26 protein-coding genes are annotated in these 26,263 nt (G+C 30.2%); 1 reads left to right on the forward strand and 25 read right to left on the reverse strand.

Translation table 11 applies throughout. The annotated features are described in order from the left end of the window. Positions 1-2: 2 nt before the first annotated feature. The 18 genes from der to BSD9I1_RS10320 all read right to left on the reverse strand — a co-directional run bounded on the left by der (position 3) and on the right by BSD9I1_RS10320 (position 17,990). The gene (gene der / locus BSD9I1_RS10235) at positions 3-1,319 is read right to left on the reverse strand and encodes a ribosome biogenesis GTPase Der (protein ID WP_186430227.1); all 1,317 of its coding nucleotides are present in this window, start codon (positions 1,317-1,319) and stop codon (positions 3-5) included. Positions 1,320-1,321: 2 nt separating this feature from the next. Then, entirely contained in the window at positions 1,322-2,635 is a 1,314-nt protein-coding gene (locus BSD9I1_RS10240) for a DUF512 domain-containing protein (protein ID WP_186430228.1), read from the reverse strand. A gap of 103 nt (positions 2,636-2,738) precedes the next feature. Next, complete coding sequence (locus BSD9I1_RS10245) at positions 2,739-3,446, reverse strand: HAD family hydrolase (RefSeq protein WP_052085670.1); 708 nt, start codon at positions 3,444-3,446, stop codon at positions 2,739-2,741. A gap of 117 nt (positions 3,447-3,563) precedes the next feature. Beyond that, positions 3,564-4,220 (reverse strand): phosphate signaling complex protein PhoU, encoded by a 657-nt coding sequence (phoU, locus tag BSD9I1_RS10250; RefSeq protein ID WP_035307509.1) that lies wholly within the window; start codon positions 4,218-4,220, stop codon positions 3,564-3,566. Between the two features lie 29 nt (positions 4,221-4,249). Continuing rightward, on the reverse strand, positions 4,250-4,999 hold the full coding sequence (pstB, locus tag BSD9I1_RS10255; RefSeq protein WP_186430229.1) for a phosphate ABC transporter ATP-binding protein PstB: 750 nt from the start codon (positions 4,997-4,999) through the stop codon (positions 4,250-4,252). A gap of 11 nt (positions 5,000-5,010) precedes the next feature. Beyond that, positions 5,011-5,898, reverse strand: coding sequence for a phosphate ABC transporter permease PstA (pstA, locus tag BSD9I1_RS10260; RefSeq protein ID WP_186430230.1), 888 nt, complete (start codon positions 5,896-5,898; stop codon positions 5,011-5,013). After that, a complete protein-coding gene (gene pstC, locus BSD9I1_RS10265) occupies positions 5,898-6,800 on the reverse strand; it encodes a phosphate ABC transporter permease subunit PstC (protein WP_242966480.1) in 903 nt (300 codons plus the stop codon). Before pstC ends, pstA begins: the two co-directional genes overlap by 1 nt. 99 nt (positions 6,801-6,899) lie before the next feature. Then, a complete protein-coding gene (locus BSD9I1_RS10270) occupies positions 6,900-7,787 on the reverse strand; it encodes a phosphate ABC transporter substrate-binding protein (protein ID WP_035307499.1) in 888 nt (295 codons plus the stop codon). Positions 7,788-8,058: 271 nt separating this feature from the next. After that, positions 8,059-9,777, reverse strand: coding sequence for a two-component system histidine kinase PnpS (pnpS, locus tag BSD9I1_RS10275; protein WP_186430231.1), 1,719 nt, complete (start codon positions 9,775-9,777; stop codon positions 8,059-8,061). A gap of 8 nt (positions 9,778-9,785) precedes the next feature. Then, complete coding sequence (locus BSD9I1_RS10280; protein ID WP_035307495.1) at positions 9,786-10,481, reverse strand: response regulator transcription factor; 696 nt, start codon at positions 10,479-10,481, stop codon at positions 9,786-9,788. Positions 10,482-10,651: 170 nt separating this feature from the next. Further along, the gene (gene nrdR / locus BSD9I1_RS10285; RefSeq protein WP_035307494.1) at positions 10,652-11,107 is read right to left on the reverse strand and encodes a transcriptional regulator NrdR; all 456 of its coding nucleotides are present in this window, start codon (positions 11,105-11,107) and stop codon (positions 10,652-10,654) included. Positions 11,108-11,186: 79 nt separating this feature from the next. Beyond that, positions 11,187-11,450 carry a YlmC/YmxH family sporulation protein gene (locus BSD9I1_RS10290; RefSeq protein WP_035307492.1) on the reverse strand — a complete coding sequence of 88 codons (264 nt, stop codon included), beginning with the start codon at positions 11,448-11,450 and terminating at the stop codon, positions 11,187-11,189. Positions 11,451-11,549: 99 nt separating this feature from the next. Beyond that, positions 11,550-12,323 (reverse strand): RNA polymerase sporulation sigma factor SigG, encoded by a 774-nt coding sequence (gene sigG / locus BSD9I1_RS10295; RefSeq protein WP_035307489.1) that lies wholly within the window; start codon positions 12,321-12,323, stop codon positions 11,550-11,552. Between the two features lie 73 nt (positions 12,324-12,396). Next, the gene (gene sigE, locus BSD9I1_RS10300; protein WP_035307487.1) at positions 12,397-13,104 is read right to left on the reverse strand and encodes an RNA polymerase sporulation sigma factor SigE; all 708 of its coding nucleotides are present in this window, start codon (positions 13,102-13,104) and stop codon (positions 12,397-12,399) included. Positions 13,105-13,121: 17 nt separating this feature from the next. After that, on the reverse strand, positions 13,122-13,922 hold the full coding sequence (spoIIGA, locus tag BSD9I1_RS10305; RefSeq protein WP_186430232.1) for a sigma-E processing peptidase SpoIIGA: 801 nt from the start codon (positions 13,920-13,922) through the stop codon (positions 13,122-13,124). A gap of 154 nt (positions 13,923-14,076) precedes the next feature. After that, positions 14,077-15,204, reverse strand: coding sequence for a cell division protein FtsZ (gene ftsZ, locus BSD9I1_RS10310; RefSeq protein ID WP_186430233.1), 1,128 nt, complete (start codon positions 15,202-15,204; stop codon positions 14,077-14,079). A 19-nt stretch (positions 15,205-15,223) separates the two neighbouring features. Then, the gene (gene ftsA, locus BSD9I1_RS10315) at positions 15,224-16,516 is read right to left on the reverse strand and encodes a cell division protein FtsA (protein ID WP_035307484.1); all 1,293 of its coding nucleotides are present in this window, start codon (positions 16,514-16,516) and stop codon (positions 15,224-15,226) included. Positions 16,517-16,709: 193 nt separating this feature from the next. Continuing rightward, positions 16,710-17,990, reverse strand: coding sequence for a glycosyltransferase family 2 protein (locus BSD9I1_RS10320; protein WP_035307482.1), 1,281 nt, complete (start codon positions 17,988-17,990; stop codon positions 16,710-16,712). Positions 17,991-18,399: 409 nt separating this feature from the next. Here BSD9I1_RS10320 and BSD9I1_RS10325 point away from each other — a divergent pair, with 409 nt between their 5' ends. After that, a complete protein-coding gene (locus tag BSD9I1_RS10325; RefSeq protein WP_186430234.1) occupies positions 18,400-18,540 on the forward strand; it encodes a hypothetical protein in 141 nt (46 codons plus the stop codon). Positions 18,541-18,574: 34 nt separating this feature from the next. Here BSD9I1_RS10325 and BSD9I1_RS10330 read toward each other — a convergent pair whose 3' ends face one another. The 7 genes from BSD9I1_RS10330 to mltG all read right to left on the reverse strand — a co-directional run bounded on the left by BSD9I1_RS10330 (position 18,575) and on the right by mltG (position 26,253). After that, the gene (locus BSD9I1_RS10330; protein ID WP_186430235.1) at positions 18,575-19,630 is read right to left on the reverse strand and encodes a type IV pilus twitching motility protein PilT; all 1,056 of its coding nucleotides are present in this window, start codon (positions 19,628-19,630) and stop codon (positions 18,575-18,577) included. A 400-nt stretch (positions 19,631-20,030) separates the two neighbouring features. Then, the gene (gene sigK, locus BSD9I1_RS10335; RefSeq protein WP_186430236.1) at positions 20,031-20,729 is read right to left on the reverse strand and encodes an RNA polymerase sporulation sigma factor SigK; all 699 of its coding nucleotides are present in this window, start codon (positions 20,727-20,729) and stop codon (positions 20,031-20,033) included. Positions 20,730-20,906: 177 nt separating this feature from the next. Then, entirely contained in the window at positions 20,907-22,553 is a 1,647-nt protein-coding gene (locus BSD9I1_RS10340) for a penicillin-binding transpeptidase domain-containing protein (protein WP_186430237.1), read from the reverse strand. A gap of 145 nt (positions 22,554-22,698) precedes the next feature. Then, positions 22,699-23,328 (reverse strand): uridine kinase, encoded by a 630-nt coding sequence (udk, locus tag BSD9I1_RS10345; RefSeq protein WP_186430238.1) that lies wholly within the window; start codon positions 23,326-23,328, stop codon positions 22,699-22,701. Positions 23,329-23,365: 37 nt separating this feature from the next. Next, on the reverse strand, positions 23,366-24,583 hold the full coding sequence (locus BSD9I1_RS10350; RefSeq protein WP_186430239.1) for a U32 family peptidase: 1,218 nt from the start codon (positions 24,581-24,583) through the stop codon (positions 23,366-23,368). Continuing rightward, positions 24,576-25,229: an O-methyltransferase gene (locus BSD9I1_RS10355; RefSeq protein ID WP_035307470.1), complete on the reverse strand. Its 654-nt coding sequence runs from the start codon at positions 25,227-25,229 to the stop codon at positions 24,576-24,578. Before BSD9I1_RS10355 ends, BSD9I1_RS10350 begins: the two co-directional genes overlap by 8 nt. A 13-nt stretch (positions 25,230-25,242) precedes the next feature. Next, a complete protein-coding gene (mltG, locus tag BSD9I1_RS10360; protein ID WP_186430240.1) occupies positions 25,243-26,253 on the reverse strand; it encodes an endolytic transglycosylase MltG in 1,011 nt (336 codons plus the stop codon). Between the last annotated feature and the right edge of the window lie 10 nt (positions 26,254-26,263).

A 26,263-nucleotide genomic window follows, 5' to 3' on the forward strand; every position in this document is an offset into this window, starting at 1 on the left:
TATTAACTCTTCCTTTCTCTAAACTCCATCTTTATACCTGTTCCGCTAAAGTCGAAACTATCTCTTAATTGATTTTCTAAATATCTTGAATACGAAAAATGTAATGCATTAGGATTATTTACAAAGAATATAAATGTAGGAGGCTTTACTCCTGTTTGAGTAGCATAGTATATTTTCATTCTTGTAATCCCTACAATAGGTGGTTCCTGCATAGTAACCGCTCTTGATATTACATCATTTAAAACTCCTGTTTTAACTCTCTTATTATAGTTATCATAGCACATTTTTGCCATTTCTAAAACCTTATGTACTCTCTGTCCTGTTTTAGCTGAAATAAATAAATATGGAGCATATGACATAAACGCAAGTTCATGCTGAAGTCCTTTTTTAAATTCAATCATAGTATTTGTTTCTTTTTCAATTAAGTCCCACTTGTTTACAATTACCATAATTGCTTTACTCATTTCATGAGCATATCCTATTATTCTCTGATCCTGTTCACTTATTCCATCTTCTGCATCTATCATAAGTATACATACATCCGCTCTTTCTAGAGCAGCATAAGTTCTTACTACACTATATCTTTCTATTTCATCTTTAATCTTACTTCTTCTTCTTATTCCAGCAGTATCTACAAGAATAAACTTACCTTCTTCTGTTTCTATTACGCTATCTATTGCATCCCTTGTTGTTCCAGGAATGTCACTTACTATATTTCTTTCTTCACCAAGTATTTTATTTACTAGTGAAGATTTTCCTACATTTGGCTTACCCACAAATGCAATTCTTACATATTCATCTTCTTCATTTTCTCCAATTATGCTATCAAAGTGTTCTACAACTCTATCAAGCATATCTCCAAGACCTAATCCCTGAGAAGCTGAAATTGCTATAGGCTCACCTATTCCTAAATTGTAAAATTCATAAGCATTGTCTTCTTCAGCTATTCTATCTACCTTGTTTACAACTAGTACTATAGGCTTCTTAGACTTTCTAAGCATTTGGGATACTTCATAATCTGCAGGAGTTATTCCTGATTTTCCATCTACAAGGAAAACTATTACATCTGCTGTTTCTATAGCTATCTGCGCCTGTCTCCTCATTTGAGATATTATAACATCATCACTTTCTGGTTCTATACCACCAGTGTCTATCATAGTAAAGTTATACTTAAGCCATTCTGCTTCTGCGTAAATTCTATCTCTTGTAACCCCCGGTGTATCTTCTACTATAGCTATTCTTCTTCCTGCTAATTTGTTAAATAAAGTAGATTTGCCTACATTTGGTCTTCCTACTATGGCAACTATTGGTTTAGGCATTTTTACTCCTCCTCACTATATTCATTTATTTTATCTATTAAATCTTCTCCAGTATACTCACATATTAATATTTTTTTATTAAAATGTTTTTCTAATTCTTCCACTGTTACATCATCTAAAAACACTTCTTCCCCTGCTCTTAGTATGTTCCTTGGGATTATTATATAATCACCTAATTTATCATCTTTTAACTGTTTTTTTATATCACTACCCGTTAAAAGCCCTGCAACAGTTATAGTACTCCCGAAAAAGTTATTTACAATAGGATTAACCTGAACTTTTATATTAGTATTTACCTTTTGAATTTCTTCAGCTGCTGCTTCTATTTCTTTATATGCTGATGTTCCTGTAATTAAAGTAAAGCTTCCTTTTTTATTAGGCATTAAATTACCTAATCCTTCTTTAATATTTTCTCTAAAGATTCTTATCATTCCTACCCCATCTTCTAGTTGGTCAAATTTATCATAAAAATCTTTAGTTGGAACATCTACTTCCGCTGTAACATAAAATTCGTCAGAAAGTCTTACAAACGGATATCCTATTTCATTTATGTATTTTTCCTGAATCTTTTTCAAACCTTCAATTTCCATTAAAGAAGTTTCTTTATTATATAATGTCATATCAAAAAGCCCTTCTCTAAATTTTGTAATTCCAACTGGAACTACTGCCACATTTTCAATTGAAGGATGTAATTTATAAAGATCTTCAACAGTTTTTATAAGTTCTTCGCCATTATTTACTCCTGGACAAGAAACCACTTGGCAATTTACTTTTATGCCTCCACGAGAAAGCTTTACGAGTCTTTCATATACATTGCCAGCAAATCGATTACTTAACATCTTTTGTCTAAGCTCAGGATTTGTAGTATGAACAGATACATTTATAGGACTTATCTTATATTCTATAATTCTATTTATATCCTCATCTGTCATATTGGTTAATGTTACGAAATTTCCTTGTAAAAAAGACAGCCTTGAATCATCATCCTTAAAATATAATGTTTCTCTCATTCCCTTAGGTAACTGATCTATAAAACAAAATATACACTTGTTAGAACAACTTTTAGCTTTATCCATTATAGAATCTTCAAATTCTACTCCAAGATCCTCATCATAATCCTTCTCTATTTCAAGTTCCCATATCTCTCCATCAGCCTTTTCTATTAGAGCAACTATTTCTTCATCTGCCATTAAAAACTTATAATCTATTATATCTTTTACTTCTTTTTCATTTATGGAAATTAGTTTATCACCTACTTCTATTTCTAATTCTTCTGCAATACTCCCAGGCTTTACCTTTGATATGGTATTTTTCATTAAATCACTCCTAATTATTATGTTTACCCCTTAATTCTATAATATTACCTTAATCTTCATATTTAGTCAATCCAAAAGGATTTATTGAGTATTTTCTATCAATTTATATACATGGCAAGCCTTCTACAAACTTATAAAACTCCTCATAGTTTCCCTCATAATCAGTAACATAACTTTTATCATTTTTATTTAATATATTATCTTTTATGAGATATGTTTTTATGCCTATATTTTTAGCCACTAAATCCTCTACTGTATCATTTCCCACCATAAGACATTCCCCTGGTTTCTTATTTATATCTTTTAAAACTTCCTCATAAAGCTTAATTTGCGGCTTACAGTAATGATTTTTTTCAAATGAAGTTATATATGTAAAATCCTCTGGTTTAAACCCAGCCCACCTAATTCTATGATGTATTGCCTTTATTGGAAACAGCGGATTGGTCACAACTACAACATTATATCCCTTTTCCTTTAACAGCTTTACACTTCTTATCATCTTCTCTTCTGACTTCACTGAACTTTGTACCCTTAAGAATTCATTATCATAAAAGTTATCAAATCTATGCCAAAATTCATGCAATCTATTATTAACCCTTATATTAAAATCTTGCATAAACACTTCTTCATTTGTCCTTTCATCTAGGCTTGACACCATAGTCTTTGTAGATGCCCATATATGTTTGCCTAATTCCATTGGATCCATTAGGTCACTAAAGGACTTTCCAATTTCATTAAAATAAACCTTTTCAAATTCTTCTGCATCCATTGATAGTAATGTTCCATCTAAATCAAAAAGAATAGTATTCATTATTCTGCACCTCTTTATCTTGCATAATTTTTTTATAAAATATAAATCTATTTTATCAGATTTCATATAAAAAGGAAAAGACATACAACAATTAATATATCGCATGTCTTTTTAATACTATTCATTTAAATCTATTTGTTCTCCAGTAACAAGATAAATAGTCCACTCGCATATATTTGTAACGTGATCTGCTATTCTCTCTAGGTATTTACATATAAATAAAAATTGTGTTGCTTGATTAATAGTACTGTTATCCGCTGCCATTATAGGAAGCATTTCTTTAAATACCCCTCTATATATGGCATCAATTTGATCATCCTTTTTACACACAATATAAGATCCTTCTACATTTCCATCTACATAACAATCTAAAGATTCTTTTATCATCTCATTAACTAAATTAGACATCTTAGGAATATCAACTAATGGCTTTATAAAATTTTCATCTTTAAGTCTAATAGCAATTTTAGCAATATCTACAGCATGATCAGCCATTCTCTCTAAATCTGTTACTATTTTAGTAGTAGTAAATATCATACGTAAATCCTTAGCTAGTGGCTGCTCTGTAGCTATAAGCTTTATACATTTGTCTTCAATTTCCTTTTGAAGATCATCAACCAAGTCATCATCTTCAATTATTTTTTTTGCCAAAACAACATCATGATTTACTAGAGCCTCTATACAAAGATGTATTTGTTTTTCTACAATACTGCCCATTCTCAATAAATCATTATGAAGTTCTGTAAGTCTTAAATCAAATCCTCCTCTTGTCATAACCCTCACCTCTTATATCATTTTAAGTTTTAACCAAATCTACCTGTAATATAATCCTCTGTTCTCTTATCTGTCGGCTTGTAAAATATATCTTCCGTTTTATTAAACTCCACAACTTCTCCACTTAAGAAAAATGCTGTATAATCAGATATTCTTCCTGCCTGCTGCATATTATGAGTAACTATTATTACTGTATATTCCTTTTTTAACGTATCCATAAGCTCCTCAACCTTTAATGTGGAAATAGGATCTAGTGCTGAAGTTGGTTCATCCATTAAAAGTATCTCCGGTTCAACAGCTAATGTTCTTGCAATACAGAGCCTTTGTTGCTGACCTCCAGATAGTCCCATTCCATTTTTCTTTAATCTATCCTTAACTTCATCCCAAAGTGCCGCTCCTTTTAAGCTCTTTTCAACTATTTCATCTAACTTCGATTTGCTTGTTATACCATGAATTCTTGGTCCATAAGCTACATTATCATATATAGACATTGGAAATGGATTAGGTTTTTGGAATACCATTCCAACCCTTTTTCTAAGTTCTATTTCATCATAATCCTTATATATATTTTTCCCCTCAAATAATACTTCCCCTTCAATTTTTACGTTTTCTATCAAGTCATTCATTCTATTTAAAGTTCTTAAAAATGTAGACTTTCCACATCCTGAAGGGCCTATCAAAGCAGTTACTGCATTTTTTTCTATTTCTAAATTTATATCCTTAAGTGCTTTTGTAGCACCATAATGAAGTTCAAGATTTCTAGTTTGTATTATGCTCATATTAATCCTCCCTATTTACTCCCCGTATAGGACTCATAAATCTTCTTACCTATTATACGAGCCAATATATTAAATATTAATACCATAATTATAAGTACTGCTGAAGCTCCATTTCCTACTCTAGTAGCATCTGGAATCATTCCCTCAGAATTAACTTTCCAAATATAAACAGCTAAAGTTTCTGCCGGCCTAAATAAATTAAATGGAGATGATTTACTCATTAAAGTAGACGCCTTAAAAGATAGAGATGGAGCACTCATTCCTGCGGTATAAAGTAATGCTGCTGCTTCTCCAAATATTCTTCCAGCAGCTAGAATTACCCCTGTAAGTATTTGAGGCATAGCTGATGGCAGTATTACTCTTTTTATAGTTTGCCATCTTGTAGCTCCAAGCCCTAAACTTGCTTCTTTAACTCCACGAGATGCAGCTTTTATAGCATTCTCACTTACTCTTGTTAATGAAGGTAAATTAAGTATTGTTATTACTAACGCTCCTGCAAATAATGTAAATCCCCATTTGGTCATTTTTACAAATACTAACAATCCAAATAATCCTACCACTATAGAAGGCAATGATGCCATAGTTTCTATACAAAGTCTAATAAAATTAAGAATTCTTCCCTCTTTTGCATATTCTGCTAAATATATACCCGCTCCTACACCTAAAGGTATAGTAATTAAAAGAGAAACTATAAGCATATAAAAAGAGTTAAATAACTGAGGACCTAGTCCTCCACCAGCTTCCCCTATCTTTGGGTCTCCAAACAAGAAAGATGGAGTAATTGTTCCAATTCCTTTAAATAATATATATCCTATTAAAGCTACTAGAAGGAGTACCACAAAACTTGAAATTACATATAAAATACCAGTCCACATCTTATCTTTAAATTTAGGATTCATTATTTAACTTCCCCCCTTTTGCCAATAGCTCTAATTACTAAAATAAATACAAATGAAACTATTAAAAGAATTAATGCAAGCGTCCATAACGCATCATTCCAAGCAGTTCCTGATACGGTATTTGCCATATCCATGGTTAATACTGAAGTTAATGTACTAGTTGGAGTTAACAAACCTTTAGGTAATTTAATAGTATTTCCAATTACCATTTGCACCGCTAATGCTTCTCCAAAAGCTCTTGCAATTCCAAGTACTATAGCAGTAAGTATTCCATTTTTAGCAGCTGGAAGTATTACCTTGCTTATGGTTTGCCATCTTGTAGCCCCAAGTCCATAAGATGCCTCTATAAAATCCTTTGGGACTACCTTTATCGCATCTGATGAAAGACTTGCTATAGTTGGAAGTATCATTATACTTAACACTAAAACACCTGCAAGTAGGCTAAAACCAACTCCTCCAAATATACTTTTTATAAAAGGAAGCAGTACAGTTATACCTATCCATCCATAAACTACTGATGGTATACCTACAAATAATTCTAATGCTGGTTGCAATACTTTGTTACCAAGCCTTGGGGAGATATAATTCATAAAAATTGCAAGTGCAATGCTTATAGGTGCACTTATTAAAACTGCTCCAATAGATACAAGTGTTGAGCCTATTATAAATATACTTGCTCCAAAAGTTGGATCATCTGCATCCGGGGACCACTTTGATGAAAATATAAAATCACCAATTGAATATCCGTGTTTTGTAAAGGTACTAATACCTTTTGATGCTATAAAAAATATTATGCTCAATGTTAAAACCACTATTAAAATCCCACAAAATGTTGCATAAGATTTCCCTAAATATTCAGTTCTTAATCTGTTAAATTTTCTATTTTTACTCACACTTATCATCATCCCTATTTTACTATTTGAGTTAAAACTGCCACATATTATTTACACAATAAGGCTAGTTGCATATATAAATGCACCCAGCCTGCTTTAATAATTAAATTATTTTATATCAGTTGCTGCAATATATCCTAATTTTTCAACTACAGCTTTATTTTCATCACTCATCATATAATCAATGAAAGCTTTTGTTAATCCTGTTGCTTCGCCTTTAGTGTACATATGCTCATAAGACCAGAAAGGATATTTTTTTGCTGTTATATTTTCTTTTGTTGCTTCTACATTATTAATTTTTATAAGTTTTAAATTTTGTCTTTTTTCCTCTGTTAAATAAGATAATGCAATATAACTTATTGAACCTGGTGTAGATGTTATAGTCTTTTCAACTGATCCGCTGGAATCCTGAGTAGTTCCAAGTCCTTCTTTCTCACTTTTTCCGTCCATAACAGTCTCTATAAAAGTAGCTCTAGTTCCTGAGGACTTTGGTCTATTAACAACTTGTATTACTAAGTCTTGACCACCAACTTGATTCCAATTTGTATATTTTCCTTCGAAAATACCTTGAACCTGTTCTTTTGTTAAGTTATCTGTTTTTATATCCTTATGAGCAATAACCGCAAATCCTATTGCTGCTACTTTATGATCTACTAACTGTTTAGCTATTTCTTTATCCTTAAGCTTTGATTCTGCAGTTACATCAGAATTCCCTATTTCTACTGAACCTTCTGCTACTTGATTTAATCCTGCTCCGCTTCCTCCACCTTGCACATTTATAGTTGCTTCTGGATTTTTAGCTTTAAAGTTTTTAGCCGCCTGTTCTACTAATGGTTGTAATGCTGTAGAACCTACTGCAGTTATTGTTCCTGAAATTTTATCACCATTTTTTGTATCTCCAGCTTCTTTATTGTCTCCACCACATCCTACAAATGCTCCTGCAACCATAGTAATAGCTAAAGCCGCTATGATTGTTTTTAAACTTTTTCTTTTCATTTAAGAAAAACCTCCATTCAGTTTAAAATTATTTTAAATGATTGCTACAAGAATAATATTAATCTATTAAGGTTAAGTGACTATTATCGGAATGTTAAGGACAAGTTAAACTAATAGTTCTTGTTTTATACAAGAACTTTGCCCTAGTTTGAGTTTAAGCCTTAATTCTTTTACTATATTAGTATCTTCATTCATTAAACTTTCTATGTGCTATAGCTGGTATTTACTCTAGGTATGTTATGAAAAAGTTATAAAGGGACATCCTATATAATTAGGACTGTCCCTTTATAATTGGTATGCTAACTGTAAACTTACTTCCTTTTCCTACTTCACTTTCTACTTTTATCTCGCCTTTAAAATTTAATACTATGTGCTTTACTATAGCAAGACCTAATCCAGTTCCGCCTTGTGCCCTGCTTCTAGCTTTATCTACTCTATAAAACCTTTCAAAAAGCCTTGGAATATACTCCTGATCTATTCCTACACCTGTATCCTGTACCCATATGCTACATTTATTATGTATAGCTTCAGTGCCTATAGTTATACTTCCACCTTTTTCAGTATATTTAATTGCATTATCTATTAGGTTTATAAGCATTTGCTTAAACTGATCCTTACTTCCAAAGATATTAGGAATCTTTTCTCCTACTATTTTTAAAGATATGTTTTTATTATCTGCTGAATTTTTAACTAAATAACATATATCTTCTATATTTTTATTTATATCTATACTTTCTTCATTTATTTCTGCTGGGTTAGCATTTTCTATATGAGATAAAGTTAAAATATCATTAATAAGCCTTGTGAGTCTTTCAGCTTCTTCATTTATTATATCTAAAAATCTTTCCTTTGTTTCTTTATTTTCTACATATTTTAATGTTTCTGCAAATCCTTTTATAGACGTAAGTGGTGTTTTTAACTCATGAGATACATTAGTTACAAACTGCGATCTCATACTCTCAAGTCTTTTTATGTCTGTTACATCCTGTACTACCGCCACTGTACCTATAAGATTTTTACCACTATTTATATCTGCGGTTTTTATTCTTAAATCTCTTTCCTTTGGCCACAATATTTTTATTTCTTTATATTCATCGGTCTTACTTTTAAAGATATTTTCTAATTCAAAATCCCTTATATTATCTAAAAGATTTTGACCTATTATATCCTTACTTATACCAAATATATTTTTAGCGTACGGATTAATCATTATAACTCTAAAGTTCTTATCTACTGCTATTACTCCGCTATCCATACTCTTCAGTATTGCCTCGAGCTTATTTTGCTTATCCATTGAATCATTTAAGGTAACTTGTAGCTGCCTTGCCATATTATTAAAGGTTTTCCCAAGCTCTCCTATTTCATCAGAAGAATATATGTTTACCCTTCTATCTAATTCTCCTGCAGCTATTCTTGAAGTCATAAACTCTAGGTCTTTAATAGGGCTTACAAGCCCCTGTGAAAGTCTCGAAGCAAATAGAAAGCAAATAACTATAGAAAATAGTGCTATACCCATATAGTAATGCACATACTTCCACTTGAAACCTATAACACTAGTCATTTCAGCTGCACTTCTTATAACATATCCATCTCCAAAATAAGTTGCAAAGTACATAGTGTCCTTATTTGTAGATTCACTATGCCGTACCCTATACCCCATGCCATACTTTCTGGCTTCTTTCACTTCATCACGTGTATTATGATTATCCATATTTCTTGGATTAGCTTGAGAGTCTAGGAGTACGTTCCCTTCCCTATCTATTAGAGTTATTCTAGTATCCCCACCCGTAAAATCTCTTTGTATAAATTCACTTACATTATTTACATTTTCCTTTTGGATTAATTTTATAATTAAATTGTTATTTGATTTTAATATTTTTTTTGTACTTTCAACATATTGATAGTTTATCATAATAACAAATAAAGTTATAACTATAACTAGACTTATTACAAGAGTTGTAAGCATATAAAACATCAATTTTTTTTTCATATTATCACCTATTCAGATATATTAAATCTATAACCTACACCTCTTATAGTTTCTATAAACTGAGGACTTTTATCATTTTCCTCGATTTTTTGTCTTAAATGTCTTATATGAACATCAACAGTTCTAGTTTCTCCCACATATTCATATCCCCATATCTTATCTAAAAGAAAATCTCTTGTTAAAACCCTTCCCTTATTTTTTATGAGTATTTCTAGTAATTCAAATTCTTTTAGTGTTAATTCTACTTTAAAATTGTCTTTTATAACTTCATGCTTTTCTAAATCAATAATAACATTTCCAAACTTATAGGATTTATCAATATTTTGCACCGATGTCCTTCTAAGAACAGCTTTTACCCTAGCTAAAATTTCTCTTATTGAGAAGGGTTTTGTTATATAATCATCTGCTCCTAATTCTAATCCTAAAACTTTATCAAATTCCTCTCCCTTAGCTGTTATCATAATTATAGGGGTAGTGGATATATTATTATCTTTTCTTACTTCCTTACATACATCGTATCCATCCATTCCAGGAATCATTAAATCTAAAAGAATTAATTGTGGTCGCTCACTTTTTATAAGCTTTAATGCATCGATTCCATTATCAGCATATATTGTAGAGTACCCAGAGTTTTCTAAGTTGAATTTTAAAAGTTCCCTTATATGTTCCTCATCATCTACTATTATTATCTTTTCTTCTGCCATGCACTGCCTCCTAATTATTGAAATCTTTAAATATATTTTACCATTCCTAATTCACAATTATAATATATTATTGTGTGAAATATAACTTTTTTAACTATATATTAACCTTAATTAAGAATAAGTTAACAAATAAATAAAATTTCTCATAGAAATTTATTCTATGAGAAATTTTATTTACTTTCTATAAGCCTTTTTATTTCTTCCATAAATGTATTAACATCCTTAAACTGTCTATATACGGATGCAAATCTTACATAAGACACTTCATCTATATTCTTTAAGCTTTCCATTATTAGCTCTCCAATATATTCAGATCTTACCTCAGTTAACATCTCATTATTTATCCTTTTTTCTACTTCATCAGCTATAGACTCTATTTGGCTTCGTGATATAGGTCTCTTTTGGCAAGCCTTTATAAGTCCATTTACTATTTTAGATTTATCAAAGTATTCGCGGCTCATATTCTTTTTAATAACGAGTATTGGTACTGTTTCTATTTTTTCATAAGTAGTATATCTTTTAGAACACTTAAGGCACTCCCTTCTTCTTCTTATAGATGCATTATCTTCTGCTGATCTGGAGTCAACTACCTTACTTTCCGTATATCCACAATAAGGACATTTCATAAATACAATCCCGCCTTTTATTATAGTTTAATTCGTAATTTTTCTGTTATTTATATTATACACAAATTTTATTATTTTTCTACTCTATATTAGCTTCAAGAATATCTGCCCCATCTACTAATATAACATCTACACCTATTTTCTTCACTCTACTCCAAGGTACTTCTATATCATTAATTTTACCAAACCAACTCATCTTTTGGCTAGGTAATATAAACGATAATACCTTGCACTGTCCTATGTCTATCTTAAAATCCTTTATGTATCCAAGCTTACATCCAGAATTAATATCTATAAGTTCCATGCTTCTTAAGCTATTTATAGAGTAAAAAGTATTATTCATAAATTCTTCCCCCCAGATTATATTTGTTATATATATATTGTATGAAAAAAATCTATATCCAATTACGGATATAGATTTTTTTATTTAAATAATATATATTTAAACATATTTTTTCATGTGCTTTAATGCTGTTTTTTCAAGTCTGGATACCTGTGCCTGGGAAATTCCTATTTCATCTGCTACCTCCATCTGAGTTCTTCCATCAAAAAATCTAAGTGTAAGAATTAATTTTTCCCTATCATTTAACTTTTTCATGGCTTCTTTTATGGAGATATTTTCAAGCCAACTGTCATCTACATTTTTATTGTCACTTATTTGATCCATTACATAAATTGCATCTCCTCCATCATGGTAAATTGGTTCAAATAAGGATACAGGATCCTGTATAGCATCTAAAGCAAATACTACTTCCTCCCGTGGAACGTCTAACTCCTTAGCAATTTGAGTTACTGTTGGTTCCTTATTATTTTCTGATACCAACCTATCTCTTACCTGTAGTGCCCTGTATGCAATATCTCTTAAGGAACGGCTTACTCTTATTGAATTATTATCTCGAAGATATCTTCTTATTTCTCCAATAATCATTGGCACTGCATATGTAGAAAATCTTACATTTTGACCTAAATCAAAATTATCAATTGCTTTAATAAGTCCTATACATCCTACTTGAAATAAATCATCTACATTTTCCCCTCGATTATTGAATCTTTGTATTACACTCAAGACTAATCTTAAATTTCCCCTTATAAAAGTTTCTCTAGCCTCCGTATTACCGTCTCTCATACTTAATAAGAGCTCTTTCATTTCCTTTTCCTTCAATACAGGCAGCTTAGAAGTATTAACTCCACAAATTTCTACTTTGTTAATCATCATTAATAATCAGCCCCTTCGTATTATTGCATTTAAATTATTTCCCCAGAAGCTGATTTTTATACTAGAGACAAGTTTATAACATTTTATTTATTTCTTTTTTTAATCTTTTTATTATTCTTTTTTCTAATCTAGATATATAGGATTGAGATATACCAAGCATATCCGCTACTTCCTTTTGAGTCTTTTCTCTTCCTCCTTGAAGCCCGAATCGTAAATGTACAATTTCTCTTTCTCTATTACTAAGCTTATTCATCGCTAGAAGTAAAAGCTGCTTATCAACCTCATCTTCTATCAAATTATATACTTCATCTGTATCTGTTCCCAATATATCTGATAGTAATAGCTCATTTCCATCCCAATCAACATTAAGTGGCTCATAAAATGATATTTCTGATTTAACTTTACTATTTCTTCTAAGATACATAAGTATTTCATTTTCTATACATCTAGAAGCATATGTGGCAAGTTTAATCTTTTTATCAGGATCAAAAGTATTTACAGCTTTTATAAGTCCTATGGTTCCTACAGAAACTAAATCCTCTATACCTACTCCAGTATTTTCGAATTTTCTTGCTATATAAACCACAAGTCTTAAATTTCTCTCTATCAAAATTGATCTTATACTTTCATCTCCAGCCATAAGTTTTATTACTAAATCTTCTTCTTCCTCTTTGGTTAGTGGTGGTGGAAGTGCATCATTCCCCCCTATATAATATAACTTTTTAGTAAATAACTTTAGCTTTGCTAGTATTCTGTTTAATAACAATTTAATTTTTAACATATTTCTTCCCCCAATGCTTAAATTATTCCCCTGCTTAACAATGCATTATAATCCCCACTTTGACTTAATTTATTATCACAAAAAGCTATTAACGCTTCCCTATCTTCAAAACATCCATTTATATTGACTTTTATTTTCCCCGCCCTTATAGCCTGGAGTTTGCCACTATATCCATTTATAACACTATAAGGTATGTAGAACATTTCTTCACTTTTAAAATTGGTTTCCTTAAATATATTTCTTTCTACAATTATTACCGGGTACCCCGTAACTGGTTCTACAAGCTCATTTCCTGTGTCTAAGAAAGCTTTGATTTTCTGCGAATTATTATTTAACACAATTTCTAAATCAAATATATAGCTTTGTAAACTTTGGCGATCTTTTATAAATAGGATTACTCTCCTTAAAATTACATACATAATCATAAAGGACAATATAAGCTTTTTATAAGAAAAATTATATATTATCATATTACTGTCTAGATCCCTAACTGAATTTAATTCTATAAATACACATAAGCCTGCAAGTACCATAGAATATAATATAAATAATACAAAAGTTTTTAAGTTGAACATTATATCTTTTTTTCTAAAAGTTATTAATATCATTATTAGAGCTATAAAAAATTTTACAGGAAAACTTTTGAGATAATTTAAGCTGTCTTGCAATATAATTAATATATATAGACTTCCAATAAATGCTGCCAAGTTTATATACAGGCGATTTATGGATACTCTTATAGTTTGTGCTGTAATTTCTAGTAAAAATCTATTAACTATAAAGTTCTCCAAGAGTAATACATCTAGATATAAAGTCATTGTTTTCACCTCTTAAATAATATTATATACTTATATTTTTCAAAATTTTGTCATATTATGATATCAATTCCTTTTTTTATTTATTATAATTTTCTACAAAAAATAAAAAATCCGACTTTTTATTTCTAAGTCGGATTTTTTAATATTATTAAAATTATTTTCTTTGTCTTCTTAAAAATGTAGGAATTTCTAAGTCATTTTCATTATAACTATCAGTTCTATCTATTCTATCTACAGTTGCTGCTACCTCTGTTTTAGTATCATTTTTTATGTTTACAGAAGAACTTGGTGTACTTATACTAAAACTATCACTATTCTTCCTTATTCTTTCAGTTTCAAATCCTGTTGCAATTACTGTTATTCTTATTTCTTCTTTTAAACTTTCATCTATTACTGCACCAAATATTATATTAGCATCTGGATCCGCAGCTTCCTGAACAATTTCAGCCGCTTCATTTATTTCAAGTAATCCTAAATCTGATCCACCAGTTATATTTAATAAAACTCCAGTAGCGCCAACAATGGAAGTTTCAAGTAATGGGCTTGAAATAGCTTCTTTCGCTGCCTGCTGAGCCCTATTATCCCCTGTTCCTGTACCTACACCCATATGAGCGAGTCCCTTATCTATCATAATAGTTCTTACATCCGCAAAGTCCAAATTAACAAGTCCTGGTATAGTGATCAAGTCAGATACACCCTGTACACCTTGTTTTAATACATCATCTGCTAATTTAAAAGCGTCTACAAGCGTTGTTTTTTTATCTACTATATTAAGAAGTTTTTCATTAGGTATAGTTACTAATGTATCTACGCTTTCCTTTAAGTTTTTAACTCCCATTTCAGCATGAAGCATTCTTTTTCTGCCTTCAAATGGGAAAGGTTTTGTTACAACACCTACTGTAAGTATTCCCATTGATTTAGCTATTTGTGCAATTACAGGGGCTGAACCTGTACCTGTACCGCCTCCCATACCAGCAGTTATAAATACCATATCCGCGCCTTTAATTGCTTGAGATATTTCTTCCTTACTTTCTTCTGCAGCCTTTTGGCCAATCTCAGGATTTGCACCCGCTCCTAAACCTTTAGTGAGCTTATCCCCTATTTGTATCTTTTGAGAAGCATGAGATAATATCAACGCTTGTTTATCTGTATTTATCGCAATGAATTCAACATTCTTTAATCCTTCTTTTATCATTCTATTAACAGCATTATTACCGCCGCCACCGCAACCTATAACTTTTATCTGAGCAAACTGTTTTACATCAACATCGAAATCTAGCACAATAATACCTCCCTTTATATTAGAAAAAATCTGCAAAAAAGTTTCTTATTTTTGAAAAAACTCCATTACTGCTTTCTTCTGTATCTTCTTCATCTTTTTCATCATCCCAAACAATTGATTTTTTTTCATATTTCTTAGACTTATGATTTCTCATTTCATCTAAAGCTTCTTCTTTACAAAGGTTTACTTTCCCTGAATCAACAACATCTTTAACTACACCTACTGCAGCTGCACATATAGGACTACCTACTCCAGTATAATCTGGAATACCTATTCTAACAGGCTTGTCTAATATTTCTTTACACAAATCGCTGCAACCTTTTAATAAAGCTATACCTCCTCCTACTACTACTACTCCAGAGACATTGTCCATTTCCTCACTTATCATAAGCTTTTTCTTTATTAGTAGGAGTATTTCCTCCACTCGTGCAGTTATTATCTCTGTAAGTACATTATAATCTATTTCTACAATATTGTCATAATTTGTGTTTATTTTTATTTTAAAATCTTCGTCAATAAAATTGGACTTTCCACTTCCATAGTTTACTTTCAACTTTTCTGCTTCAGAGAAAGGAATCCTTAAACAAAGAGAAATATCGTTAGTTATTATATTTCCTCCTAAAGCTAAGTTATCACTATAACAAAGCTTTCCATTCTTAAAAACAGATATATTGGTATTTTCTGCTCCTATATCTAAAAGAAGTGTACCTATTTTCATTTCCTCATCTTTTAAAACTACATTTGCTGTTCCTAATGGTTGAAATACCATTCCACTTAAATTCAGCCCTGCTTTTTTGATACTTTTGAACAAATTATTTATCACTGTAGATTGAGATAATATAAGTTGAGCATCAACTTCCAATCTTAAGCCACTCATGCCAATTGGATCTGTAATATTATCATATCCATCCACCATAAATTGCTGTGGTATTACTCCTATAATTTCTTTATCGGATGAAATTGTAATAATTTTAGCGGCTTTTAGTACTCTGTCCACATCATTTTTTTTAATTTCTCTATCTTCCGAAGATACTGCTACAACTCCTCTATTAACTATAAGCTCACATATCTCCCCTGGTATTGATATAAATATATCACTTATATCAAAGTCTATCATTCTCTCCATTTGTTCTATGCAGTCTTTAATACATTCAGCTGTACTATCTATATCAACTACAATGCCTCTTTTTATACCACTACACTTAGTAGAAGTAACGCCCATTACTTGCATTTTTCCATACTTGTCTAGCTTACCTGCTATAGCGCATACTTTGGAAGATCCGATATCCACTCCTACTACATATTCCTTCATTAAGCTTTTCCCTCCTTAAGAGAACCATTACAAATTTATATATTCAACAAAAAAGAGTTTTTTCCTCTTATATATAATAATTTTTTTTATAAAATATAATTTTAATGAAAATTATTTGCATTTATTAGTACAACTACTAAAAAAAGAAAGATTTATTAAATCTTTCTTTTTTTATATTTTGTTATACACTTAGTTAATTAGCTTTTTCTAGTTCCTTAATATCTACACTTCTAGTATGTAATGTATGACTCCATTCCTTGTCATTCTTACGAATTATTCCTTGGATTGATATAGGTAGCCAAGTAATAGAGTATATAGGATATATCAAATAATACAAGAATATTTTAAAATTTAATTTTTTATCTAATATTAATATAAAAGGAGTATATATAAATTGTAATATGGCAATAAGAAGTCCAATTATAGTTACCATATTAAAATTCAAATTAGCAATTCCATTCATATTCTGTAAATTAGAAATTATATTGAATACCTTAACTCCTTGGTTAAATCCTGCTATTGCCATAGATATTCCAAGCAATATTATTACGATTGGCTGTATACTGTAAAGTGCACAATCTAATGCAATAAAATTGAACTCTTTTATAGCTTTCTTTAAAAGCTTAAAGAAATATCTGTCAGCCACATCTGCAAACCCCTGCATCCATCTTCTTCTTTGAAACCAAGATTGAACTAAAGTTAATGGCTTTTCATCATAAATTTTAGCATCATGAGCCCATCCTACTTTATGCCCATTAAGAACTAACTTGCAAGTAAACTCTAGGTCTTCTGTAAGACAAGTAGCTCCCCATCCAAGTTCTCTTAATATGTCAGTTTCAATACAAAAGCCTGTTCCGCCCAATTGATTTGAAAGTCCCAAATTGCTTCTTGAGAGCTGAAACATTCTATTTGATGTCCAAAATGAAATAGAATAACTCCCTGTTATCCATGTATCGGTAGGATTTTTACTGTCTAAATATCCCTGTACCACTCTAAATCCTTGACACATTTTCTTGTTAATTTCATTCAAAAAGTCCTTATGTACGAGATTATCAGCATCAAATATTGCGACAGCATCGTATTTTTTATCCATTTTAAATATATTATTGAACATCCATTCTAGAGCGTAACCTTTTCCTCTTTTTTCTTTATTAAATCTTTCATAAACTATAGCTCCTTTTGAGCTTGCCTTTGCAGCAGTCTGATCTGTACAATTATCAGCTATAACAAATATATCATACAATTCTCTAGGATAATCCAGCTTGTGTAAACTATCCACAATATTACCTATAACTATCTCCTCATTATGGGCTGCTACAATTAAGGCAAAACTTTTTTGTGGATTTACTTTTGTATTATCCCTCTTTCTCCAAATCCCAAAAAAAGATATGCAAAGATAATACATAGAAATTGTAAAGACCACTAATGTAAATACTCTGGAAGTAAAATATATTATATTTCCTATTAACTCCACTTAAAAATCCCCCCTAATTCACAGATATTTTAGCATAAATACACCGTAATTACTATAGAGATGTTATAATATTTTTTAATTATTTTATATTTATAAGAAAAACTATGGAATAGTTAGATAAACAATAAAATTATTATTTTAATCCCATATAATCTTAAGTATTCCTTTATAATTAAATATTATCCATTTTAAACTCTTTTATAACCTTTGATATATATTAATAAAAATGTTATAATATTATAAATAAAGTATATAATATTATTATATATCTAAAAAAGGGGGTAGAGCCTTATGAGGCGCTACGAACTGATTTATTTTGTAGACTTGAGAAGGCTTCATAAAAAAGATGAATCCTTCTGGTAAACCTAAAATCCTTTTTTAAATTAATATTCTTAAGGAGGATTTAGGTATGGAAACTTTAATAAAAAAAGAAGAAACTTTATTGGTATCAAATAATAAAAAAAATGAATCAAAAAAAGAGATAAAGACTTCAAAATCACTTACTTCACGTGAAGTAAATTTAAAAATGTATGATTATATGATATTTTAACTAAAGGAGGGATTACTACAATCCCTCCTTAATTTTATAACATAGTTAACTTTTGAAACATTTCTCTATCAATGGAATACAATACAGCATCTTCATAACTTATTGCTTGCTTTTTATAAAGCTCTGCTAAATTCATATCCATAGTTTTCATCCCATATTTTGACCCAGTTTGAATCGAGGATTCAATTTGATATGTTTTTCCTTCTCTTATCATATTTTGTATCGCAGGCGTAGATATCATAACCTCTAAAGCTGCAGTTCTTCCATTTTGATCCAAACGCGGCACAAGTTGTTGAGATATTACTCCATTCAGCACCGCTGCCAATTGAATCCTTATTTGTTGTTGTTGATAAGGAGGAAAAACATCTACTATTCTATCAATAGTTTTACTTGCTCCTATAGTATGTAATGTTGAAAATACTAAGTGCCCTGTTTCTGCAGCGGTAAGTGCTACAGATATTGTTTCTAGATCTCTCATTTCTCCTACTAATATAACATCTGGATCCTCTCTTAAAACAGATTTTAATGCTGCTGCATAACTCCTACTATCTTTACCAATTTCCCTTTGATTTATTATAGACTTATTATGCTTATGAAGGTATTCTATAGGATCTTCTAGGGTTATAATATGAGATGCCCTATTTAAATTTATCTCATTTATCATTGCCGCCAGTGTAGTACTTTTACCAGACCCTGTAGGTCCAGTTACAATTACAAGTCCCCTTTGCTTCTCTGTAAGTTCTTTTACAACTGACGGAAACCCCAATTCGCTTAATAAAGGAACCTTAAGACCTACCGCTCTTAAAGCTATTGCATCACTACCTCTTTGTTTAAATACATTCACTCTAAATCTGCCAATTCCTGCTATAGAATAAGATGTATCAGCTTCACCTATTTTTTCATACTCTTCATAACTGTCTTGTAGTATCTCTTTAGCATAATTTTGCACATCTTCTGGTGTTAATTTTTCCCTGCCTATAGGTACAAGTTCACCATTTACTCTTACTATTGGAACTATACCTACTGTTAAATGTAAGTCAGATGCTCCTTCTTTGATAGTAATTTGTAATAAATCATTTAATAATATCAATTTATTTCTCCCTTCTTCCTATGTACCTTTCCAAATTGAAATTTCCTTATAATACTTAACCTTAACATAAGTTTAGAATTTATTTATTTACTCCTAGAGTATTAGATTCTAAAAAATATAAAATCTTAAGAGAACACTTTAAATCATAATGCGATTAATACTGTTTTTACTTATGTCAATTACTTTTTTAGCTTTAGTAGAAATCTTCTTATCACTCCCTACATAGAGCATAGCTACAAAAATCCTATCATATTATTATTCGTAGATTTTTTAATAAAATTTAACAATTTCTTTGTTTTTATATTAAACATTTTGTTTTTAATGATATTTTATTACATCTCTAAATAATATTCAAAATATATTTACTATAAAATCAATAACTTACCAAAATACCACTTTATCATTTACCACCATTCATTTCCTTATATAACTTTTTCAAAGCTCTTTTTTCAATACGTGACACATAGGAGCGTGAAATCTTTAGCATTACTGCAATTTCTCTTTGTGTTTTAGGTTTTCCATCTATTAGTCCATATCTCATTTCTATAACTGCTCTTTCTCTTTCCTGTAGCACTGAACTTATTTTACCATATAGCTTCTTTACCTGAATCTTATTTTCTACTATTTCTATTATAGAATCTTCCTCACTGCTAAGTATATCCATTAATGAAATTTCATTGCCCTCCTTGTCTACTCCAATGGGATCCTGTAAATATACTTCCCCTTTAGATTTTTTGTTATTTCTTATAAGCATTAATATCTCATTTTCTATACATTTAGCAGCATAGGTGGCAAGTCTTGTTCCTTTTCTTGTATCAAATGAATCAATGGCCTTAATTAATCCCACTGTACCAATCGAAATTAAATCATCCATATCTTTACCTGGATATGCATATTTTTTTACTATATGTGCTACGAGCCTTAAGTTTCTTTCCACTAATACTCCTTTTGCTAGTACATCTCCATCTTTTAATTTGTTCAAATAATATTCCTCTTCTTTTTCATCTAGTGGCTTAGGGAAAGAATTAGAACCTGTTACATAAGCTGATAAAAACAATCCATTTCCCAATAAATTAAGGAGACAATCAAGTATAAACATAGTGCTTCCTCCAAACAATGCTTATTAATATAATATGTGTGTTTATACAAAAATGTGCTTGGCCACCTATTAGTTAACAAGAAATATATAGTCTATTAAAATTAAAGAAACATTTTTTATGCTAATACATTAATAAAAAATCGGATTAAATCCGATTTTTTATCATTTTAATATCCTTTATTGATTTTTATTTATTAGATACTCTGCTATATCCCTAAATATTGGCGCTGCTGTAGTTCCACCACCTTGTGTATCCTTATTTATATTTTTTACAAATATAACTACTGTATAAGATATATTTTCTTTTTTTAAAAATCCAATAAACCAACCATCTGAAAACTTCTTGGTGATGTTTTCTCCTTTGTCATTTTTTATGACTTCATATCTTTCTGTAGTACCAGTTTTTCCGCCTACTTCTACTCCTTCTATACTTGCAGCCTTTGCTGTTCCATTTAGAACTACATTTTTCAAAGAATTTTCTATAATACTTGCTTGATTCTCAGTAAGTACTTGCTTGGGTTTTAAGCTAGGTGTATATGAAATAGTTTCGTTATCCTTTACAAATTCATTCAATATAACTGGCGGTACATACTTCCCTTTATTTACTATAGTATTTATTAAATTTAATGCTTCTAGAGGTGTAATTCTTAAATTTTGTCCTATTGACATAATTCCTAAAGTTCCATCTTCTGCCTTAGGATTCTTAACTTCAATATTCCCCTTTTGTTCCTTACTAAGCCCTAATACCTTTTCCAACAAATGCTGGTCATTGCATAACTGGTTTAGTTTATCGAAACCTACGTTTACTCCTATCTGTGAAAAGGTATCATTGCAGGAAACCTCAAAGGCTTCATTTATATTTAACTTACCATGACGCTTATCTGTCTTTTTTTCATGAACTCCTGTACAAGTAAAGATTTTATTTTGAATATCTGGATACCTTATTATTGCCCCTTCATATACTAGCGTTTTAAAAATTGATCCTGGGAAAAATCCATTTAAAGTTTCTGCACCTATAAGCACATTAGGTAAAGTCTCATCCTTCTGTACTAAGGTTCTTATTTTTCCCGTTGATGGTTCAGAAATTACTACTCCTACTTGTTCATAATCACTATATTTTTCTTTAAGAAGCTTTCTTATATCATCTTGAAAATCACTATTCAATGTTGAAATTGTTTTATTTAACGAATCCACATTGTCACTTTTTTCTTCCGTTATATTTCCATCTAGATCTGAATTATATATGTAAGAATTATTTGTGGAATCTTTAAACTTTTCATTTATGATCATTTCTAGACTATTTTTTTCTTTTAATGAACTATCTTGGGTATTTCTTATGTTAGTTAATACATTTTCTATTTTCCACACGTCTTTTCTTTCTACTTCATCATATTTATATAAATAAAATCCCTTTACACCTTTTATATTTTTCAATTTATCATAAGTGTTTTTATCAATGTTAAAATAAAGCTTTTGACTGTTATTATTGTAATTTCCATTACTCAAATCATAACTTTCATCATAATTTTTTAATATGTATATAAATTTTAGAAACTCCTCATAGTTAGTATCTAAATTGTTTTTAGAAAAAACAGATGGCAATACAACTACACTATACTTAGAATTATAAGCTAATAAATCTTTTCCGCTGTCATCTACTAACCTATAATTTAATTCCTCTCTTTTTTCCTTAAATTGATATTGAGAATCTGCCATTACACTATATTTTTCTCCATTACTATATTGTATATGAAATATTCTTATATCCAATAAAAAAAAGATCATAAAAAATAAAAGACCTATTATAATACATCTTTTTTTCATATTACCACCTCCTGCAAGTTATAATAAAGATTAATTTTAACTCCTATTATATCCAACACAGCCTCTTTTATACTAAACACAAAAAAGGTATACAAAGCTGCTATTATTTAGAGCTTTATATACCTTTTATTTAACAAGCTTAGAACTAGTTCTCGTTATTTAGAAGAAGTTGCCTTATATTCCCTGCAATTACATCTATGGCTACTTTATTCTGTCCACCTTCTGGTATTATTATATCAGCATATCTTTTACTTGGTTCAATAAACTGCATATGCATCGGTCTTACTACATTTAAGTATTGATTTATAACAGAATCAAGTGTTCTTCCTCTTTCTTTGATATCTCTTAGAAGTCTTCTTATAATTCTTACATCTGCATCAGTGTCAACATATATCTTAATATCTAAAAGTTCCCTTACAGTTGGTTCTTGCAATACAAGTATGCCTTCTACTATTACTATATCTCTTGGTTCAACTTTAACAGTTTCTTTTTTTCTATTATGCGCTTCAAAATCATATATAGGTTTTTCTATATTCTCTCCTTGCATAATAGCTTTTAAATGCTTTACTAATAAAGAAGTATCAAAAGCATCTGGATGATCATAATTAGTTTTTATTCTTTCTTCAAAAGAAAGATTACTTTGATCTTTATAATATGAATCCTGTTCTATCATAACCATGCAATTATCAGGAAACCTCTTACATATTTCTCTTGCAATAGTGCTTTTACCTGAACCAGTACCACCTGTAATACCTATTAAAACTGGACGCTTCATATTATTTTCTCCCCTTAGATATAATATAATTTAACTATTACTTTTGCTTAATAAGCATATAATCTTTTTCTAGAACTTCATTAACCTTTGCTTTATAAATCATCTGTGCTACTGGGGTAGAATCTATCTTTTCTCCATCTTTATTAGTCAAGTCTTTAATCTTTATTTTAAAATTTGCTCCTGTAGGTCTTAAAATCTCTACAGTGTCCCCTTCAAATATCTTATTTCTTTGTTCTATAGTTGCAGTGCCACTATTTTCATCGTAATCTCTTACTATTCCCACTATATCATAATCCCTTATATAGGATGAATTTTCGTATATCTGACTATCCTTATCACCAAAGTAGAAGCCTGTATAATAATCTCTATGACTTGTCTTTAAGAGATTATCCATCCATTCTTCCTTGAACTTGTACTTTTCAGGATTTTCCATGTAACTATCTAAAGCTTCTCTATATGATTTCACTACAGAAGCTACATAATAAGAGCTCTTCATTCTTCCTTCAATTTTAAAGGAATTTATGCCAGATTGCACTAGCTCTGGTATGTGTTTTATCATACATAAATCCTTTGAATTTAATAAATAAGTACCTTTGTCATCTTCAACTATTGGGAAATATTGATTTGGTCTTTTTTCTTCCACTAAAAAATACTTATATCTGCAAGGCTGAGCGCACTCACCTCTATTAGAATCTCTACCAGTCATGTAGTTAGATATTAGACATCTTCCTGAATAAGACATGCACATAGAGCCATGTACAAAGGCTTCTAAGTCACAATCCTCTGGTATGTTTTCTCTAACTCCTTTTATTTCTTCAAGGGATAATTCCCTTGCTAGTACTATTCTTTTTACTCCTTGTTTATACCAAAAAGTAGCCGATTTATAGTTTACATTGTTTGCCTGAGTGCTTAAATGTATTTCTAAATTAGGTGCTACTTCCCTTGCCGTCATTATAATACCTGGGTCTGAAACAATTATAGCATCTACACCTGTATTGTATAAATTAACTAAATATTCTTCTAATCCATCTAAATCTTCATTATGTGGAATTACATTTACAGTAACATACACCCTTTTCCCTCTTGTATGTGCAAACTCTATTCCTTCTTTTAACTCATCATCACTAAAATTATTTGCAAAAGCTCTTAAATTAAGCTTACTTCCACCTAAATATACTGCATCTGCACCAAATGTTATGGCGGTTTTTAACTTTTCCAAACTTCCTGCTGGTGCAAGTATTTCTGGTTTATTCATTTTCAAACCTCCTTTTTATAACTGCTACCCCATCTCCCATAGGAATAACTGATGTTATAAAATCATCTTCAGAAACCATATTCAAAAATTCCCTCATACGTTTTACTATTGTAATTTTCCTTCTCTTTACGAGTTCGTCAGAGGCTACCATTCCTCTAAATAACACATTATCTGCTACTATAATACCGTCTTTATTTAAAAGCCTTAAACAATGAGGTAAAAAATGGTTATAATGGCCCTTACCTGCATCCATAAAAATTAAATCATATTTTTCATCTAATTTTTCTAGGATTTCTAAGCAGTCTCCTTCTAAAATATCTATATTTTCCTTAAAACCAAAGTTTTCTATATTTTCTTTAGCCTGTTTTATCATTTCAGCATCTCTTTCAATAGTATCTATATGGAAGTCACCCTTAGAAACACTTGCCATAAGTATAGCTGAATATCCTATAGCTGTTCCTAATTCTAGTATTCTTAGAGGTTTTTTTATATCTATCATAAGCTCTAAAAATCTTCCTACTTCCTTGTGTATAATAGGCACTGAATTATCTCTAGCATATTTTTCTAAAGCATCAAGCTTTTCATTATTTCCCTTTATGAGACTTCTTATAAATTCCTCCATATAATCATAGGCAATTGTGCTCATTATAACCTCCTACCTAAAAGCCCTGGGTCTTTTCTTTGACTTTTAAAAACTCTTGATAATCTTTTGTAAAAAAGTGTGTACCATCATTATATGATACAAAAAACAAATAATCTGTTTTATCTGGATTTAAAGCAGCTTTTATTGATTCCTTGCTAGGACTTGCTATCGGTCCTGGTGGCAATCCATCATTGATATAAGTGTTATAAGGAGATTTAACTTCTAAGTCTTTATAATAAAGTTTATCTTTATGTTTACCTAAAGCATAAAGTACTGTAGCACAAGACTGCATCTTCATTTGCTTTTCTATTCTATTGTAAAAAACAGAAGCAACTTTACCTTTTTCATTTACTCCAGCTTCCTTTTCTACCATAGATGCTACAGTTATTATTTTATCTATATCGTCTTTTGTGAGTTTACTGTCTTTACTTATATCATTAAATACTTCTTCAAATCTTTTAATCATAGTTTCTATTATATCTTCTGCTTTACTTCCCTTTAAAAATTCATAGGTATCAGGATAAAGATATCCTTCTAAAGCATATTTTTTCTTAGAATTACTCTTTACAAACTCAGGCAAGGGATACTTTTTAACTGCAGCTATAAATTCCTCTTTAGTTAAAAGTCCCTTTTCTTGAATAATATTTGCTATAAGATCAATATTAAATCCTTCTGGAATGGTTAATTTTACAAGGCTTTTATTGTGAGTACCCTTATTTAAGGCCCGCATAAAATCCGCTAATGAAACATCCGAGTTAAATTCATAACTGCCTTGCTTTATAGATACAGGAAGGTTAGCTCTTTTTATATAATGTTTTATTATATACTGATTTTTTATTTCCTTATCATTATATAATTTAGATAATATTTTATATAAGCTATCTCCCTTTTCTACGGTTACTTCTATATTACCATCCTTTTGAGTAAAAGGATGGCTAACAGTATTGTTATAGTAAATTATAAAATATGCTGAAGCACTAATTAAAATTAATAAAGTTATAATTAAAAAAGTTAACTTCTTTTTCATAATTCCTCCA

The sequence above is a fragment of the Clostridium sp. BSD9I1 genome, assembly GCF_900185645.1.
GTDB lineage: Bacteria > Bacillota > Clostridia > Clostridiales > Clostridiaceae > Clostridium_AK.

Excerpts from the sequence above, each read along its gene's own strand:
- der (WP_186430227.1), bottom strand. The coding sequence starts at position 1,319 with ATGCCTAAACCAATAGTTGCCATAGTAGGAAGACCAAATGTAGGCAAA.
- BSD9I1_RS10240 (WP_186430228.1), bottom strand. The coding sequence starts at position 2,635 with ATGAAAAATACCATATCAAAGGTAAAGCCTGGGAGTATTGCAGAAGAA.
- BSD9I1_RS10245 (WP_052085670.1), bottom strand. The coding sequence starts at position 3,446 with ATGAATACTATTCTTTTTGATTTAGATGGAACATTACTATCAATGGAT.
- phoU (WP_035307509.1), bottom strand. The coding sequence starts at position 4,220 with ATGACAAGAGGAGGATTTGATTTAAGACTTACAGAACTTCATAATGAT.
- pstB (WP_186430229.1), bottom strand. The coding sequence starts at position 4,999 with ATGAGCATAATACAAACTAGAAATCTTGAACTTCATTATGGTGCTACA.
- pstA (WP_186430230.1), bottom strand. The coding sequence starts at position 5,898 with ATGAATCCTAAATTTAAAGATAAGATGTGGACTGGTATTTTATATGTA.
- pstC (WP_242966480.1), bottom strand. The coding sequence starts at position 6,800 with ATGATAAGTGTGAGTAAAAATAGAAAATTTAACAGATTAAGAACTGAA.
- BSD9I1_RS10270 (WP_035307499.1), bottom strand. The coding sequence starts at position 7,787 with ATGAAAAGAAAAAGTTTAAAAACAATCATAGCGGCTTTAGCTATTACT.
- pnpS (WP_186430231.1), bottom strand. The coding sequence starts at position 9,777 with ATGAAAAAAAAATTGATGTTTTATATGCTTACAACTCTTGTAATAAGT.
- BSD9I1_RS10280 (WP_035307495.1), bottom strand. The coding sequence starts at position 10,481 with ATGGCAGAAGAAAAGATAATAATAGTAGATGATGAGGAACATATAAGG.
- nrdR (WP_035307494.1), bottom strand. The coding sequence starts at position 11,107 with ATGAAATGTCCTTATTGTGGATATACGGAAAGTAAGGTAGTTGACTCC.
- BSD9I1_RS10290 (WP_035307492.1), bottom strand. The coding sequence starts at position 11,450 with ATGAATAATACTTTTTACTCTATAAATAGCTTAAGAAGCATGGAACTT.
- sigG (WP_035307489.1), bottom strand. The coding sequence starts at position 12,323 with ATGATGATTAACAAAGTAGAAATTTGTGGAGTTAATACTTCTAAGCTG.
- sigE (WP_035307487.1), bottom strand. The coding sequence starts at position 13,104 with ATGTTAAAAATTAAATTGTTATTAAACAGAATACTAGCAAAGCTAAAG.
- spoIIGA (WP_186430232.1), bottom strand. The coding sequence starts at position 13,922 with ATGACTTTATATCTAGATGTATTACTCTTGGAGAACTTTATAGTTAAT.
- ftsA (WP_035307484.1), bottom strand. The coding sequence starts at position 16,516 with ATGAAGGAATATGTAGTAGGAGTGGATATCGGATCTTCCAAAGTATGC.
- BSD9I1_RS10325 (WP_186430234.1), top strand. The coding sequence starts at position 18,400 with ATGGAAACTTTAATAAAAAAAGAAGAAACTTTATTGGTATCAAATAAT.
- sigK (WP_186430236.1), bottom strand. The coding sequence starts at position 20,729 with ATGTTTATACTTGATTGTCTCCTTAATTTATTGGGAAATGGATTGTTT.
- BSD9I1_RS10340 (WP_186430237.1), bottom strand. The coding sequence starts at position 22,553 with ATGAAAAAAAGATGTATTATAATAGGTCTTTTATTTTTTATGATCTTT.
- udk (WP_186430238.1), bottom strand. The coding sequence starts at position 23,328 with ATGAAGCGTCCAGTTTTAATAGGTATTACAGGTGGTACTGGTTCAGGT.
- BSD9I1_RS10350 (WP_186430239.1), bottom strand. The coding sequence starts at position 24,583 with ATGAATAAACCAGAAATACTTGCACCAGCAGGAAGTTTGGAAAAGTTA.
- BSD9I1_RS10355 (WP_035307470.1), bottom strand. The coding sequence starts at position 25,229 with ATGAGCACAATTGCCTATGATTATATGGAGGAATTTATAAGAAGTCTC.
- mltG (WP_186430240.1), bottom strand. The coding sequence starts at position 26,253 with ATGAAAAAGAAGTTAACTTTTTTAATTATAACTTTATTAATTTTAATT.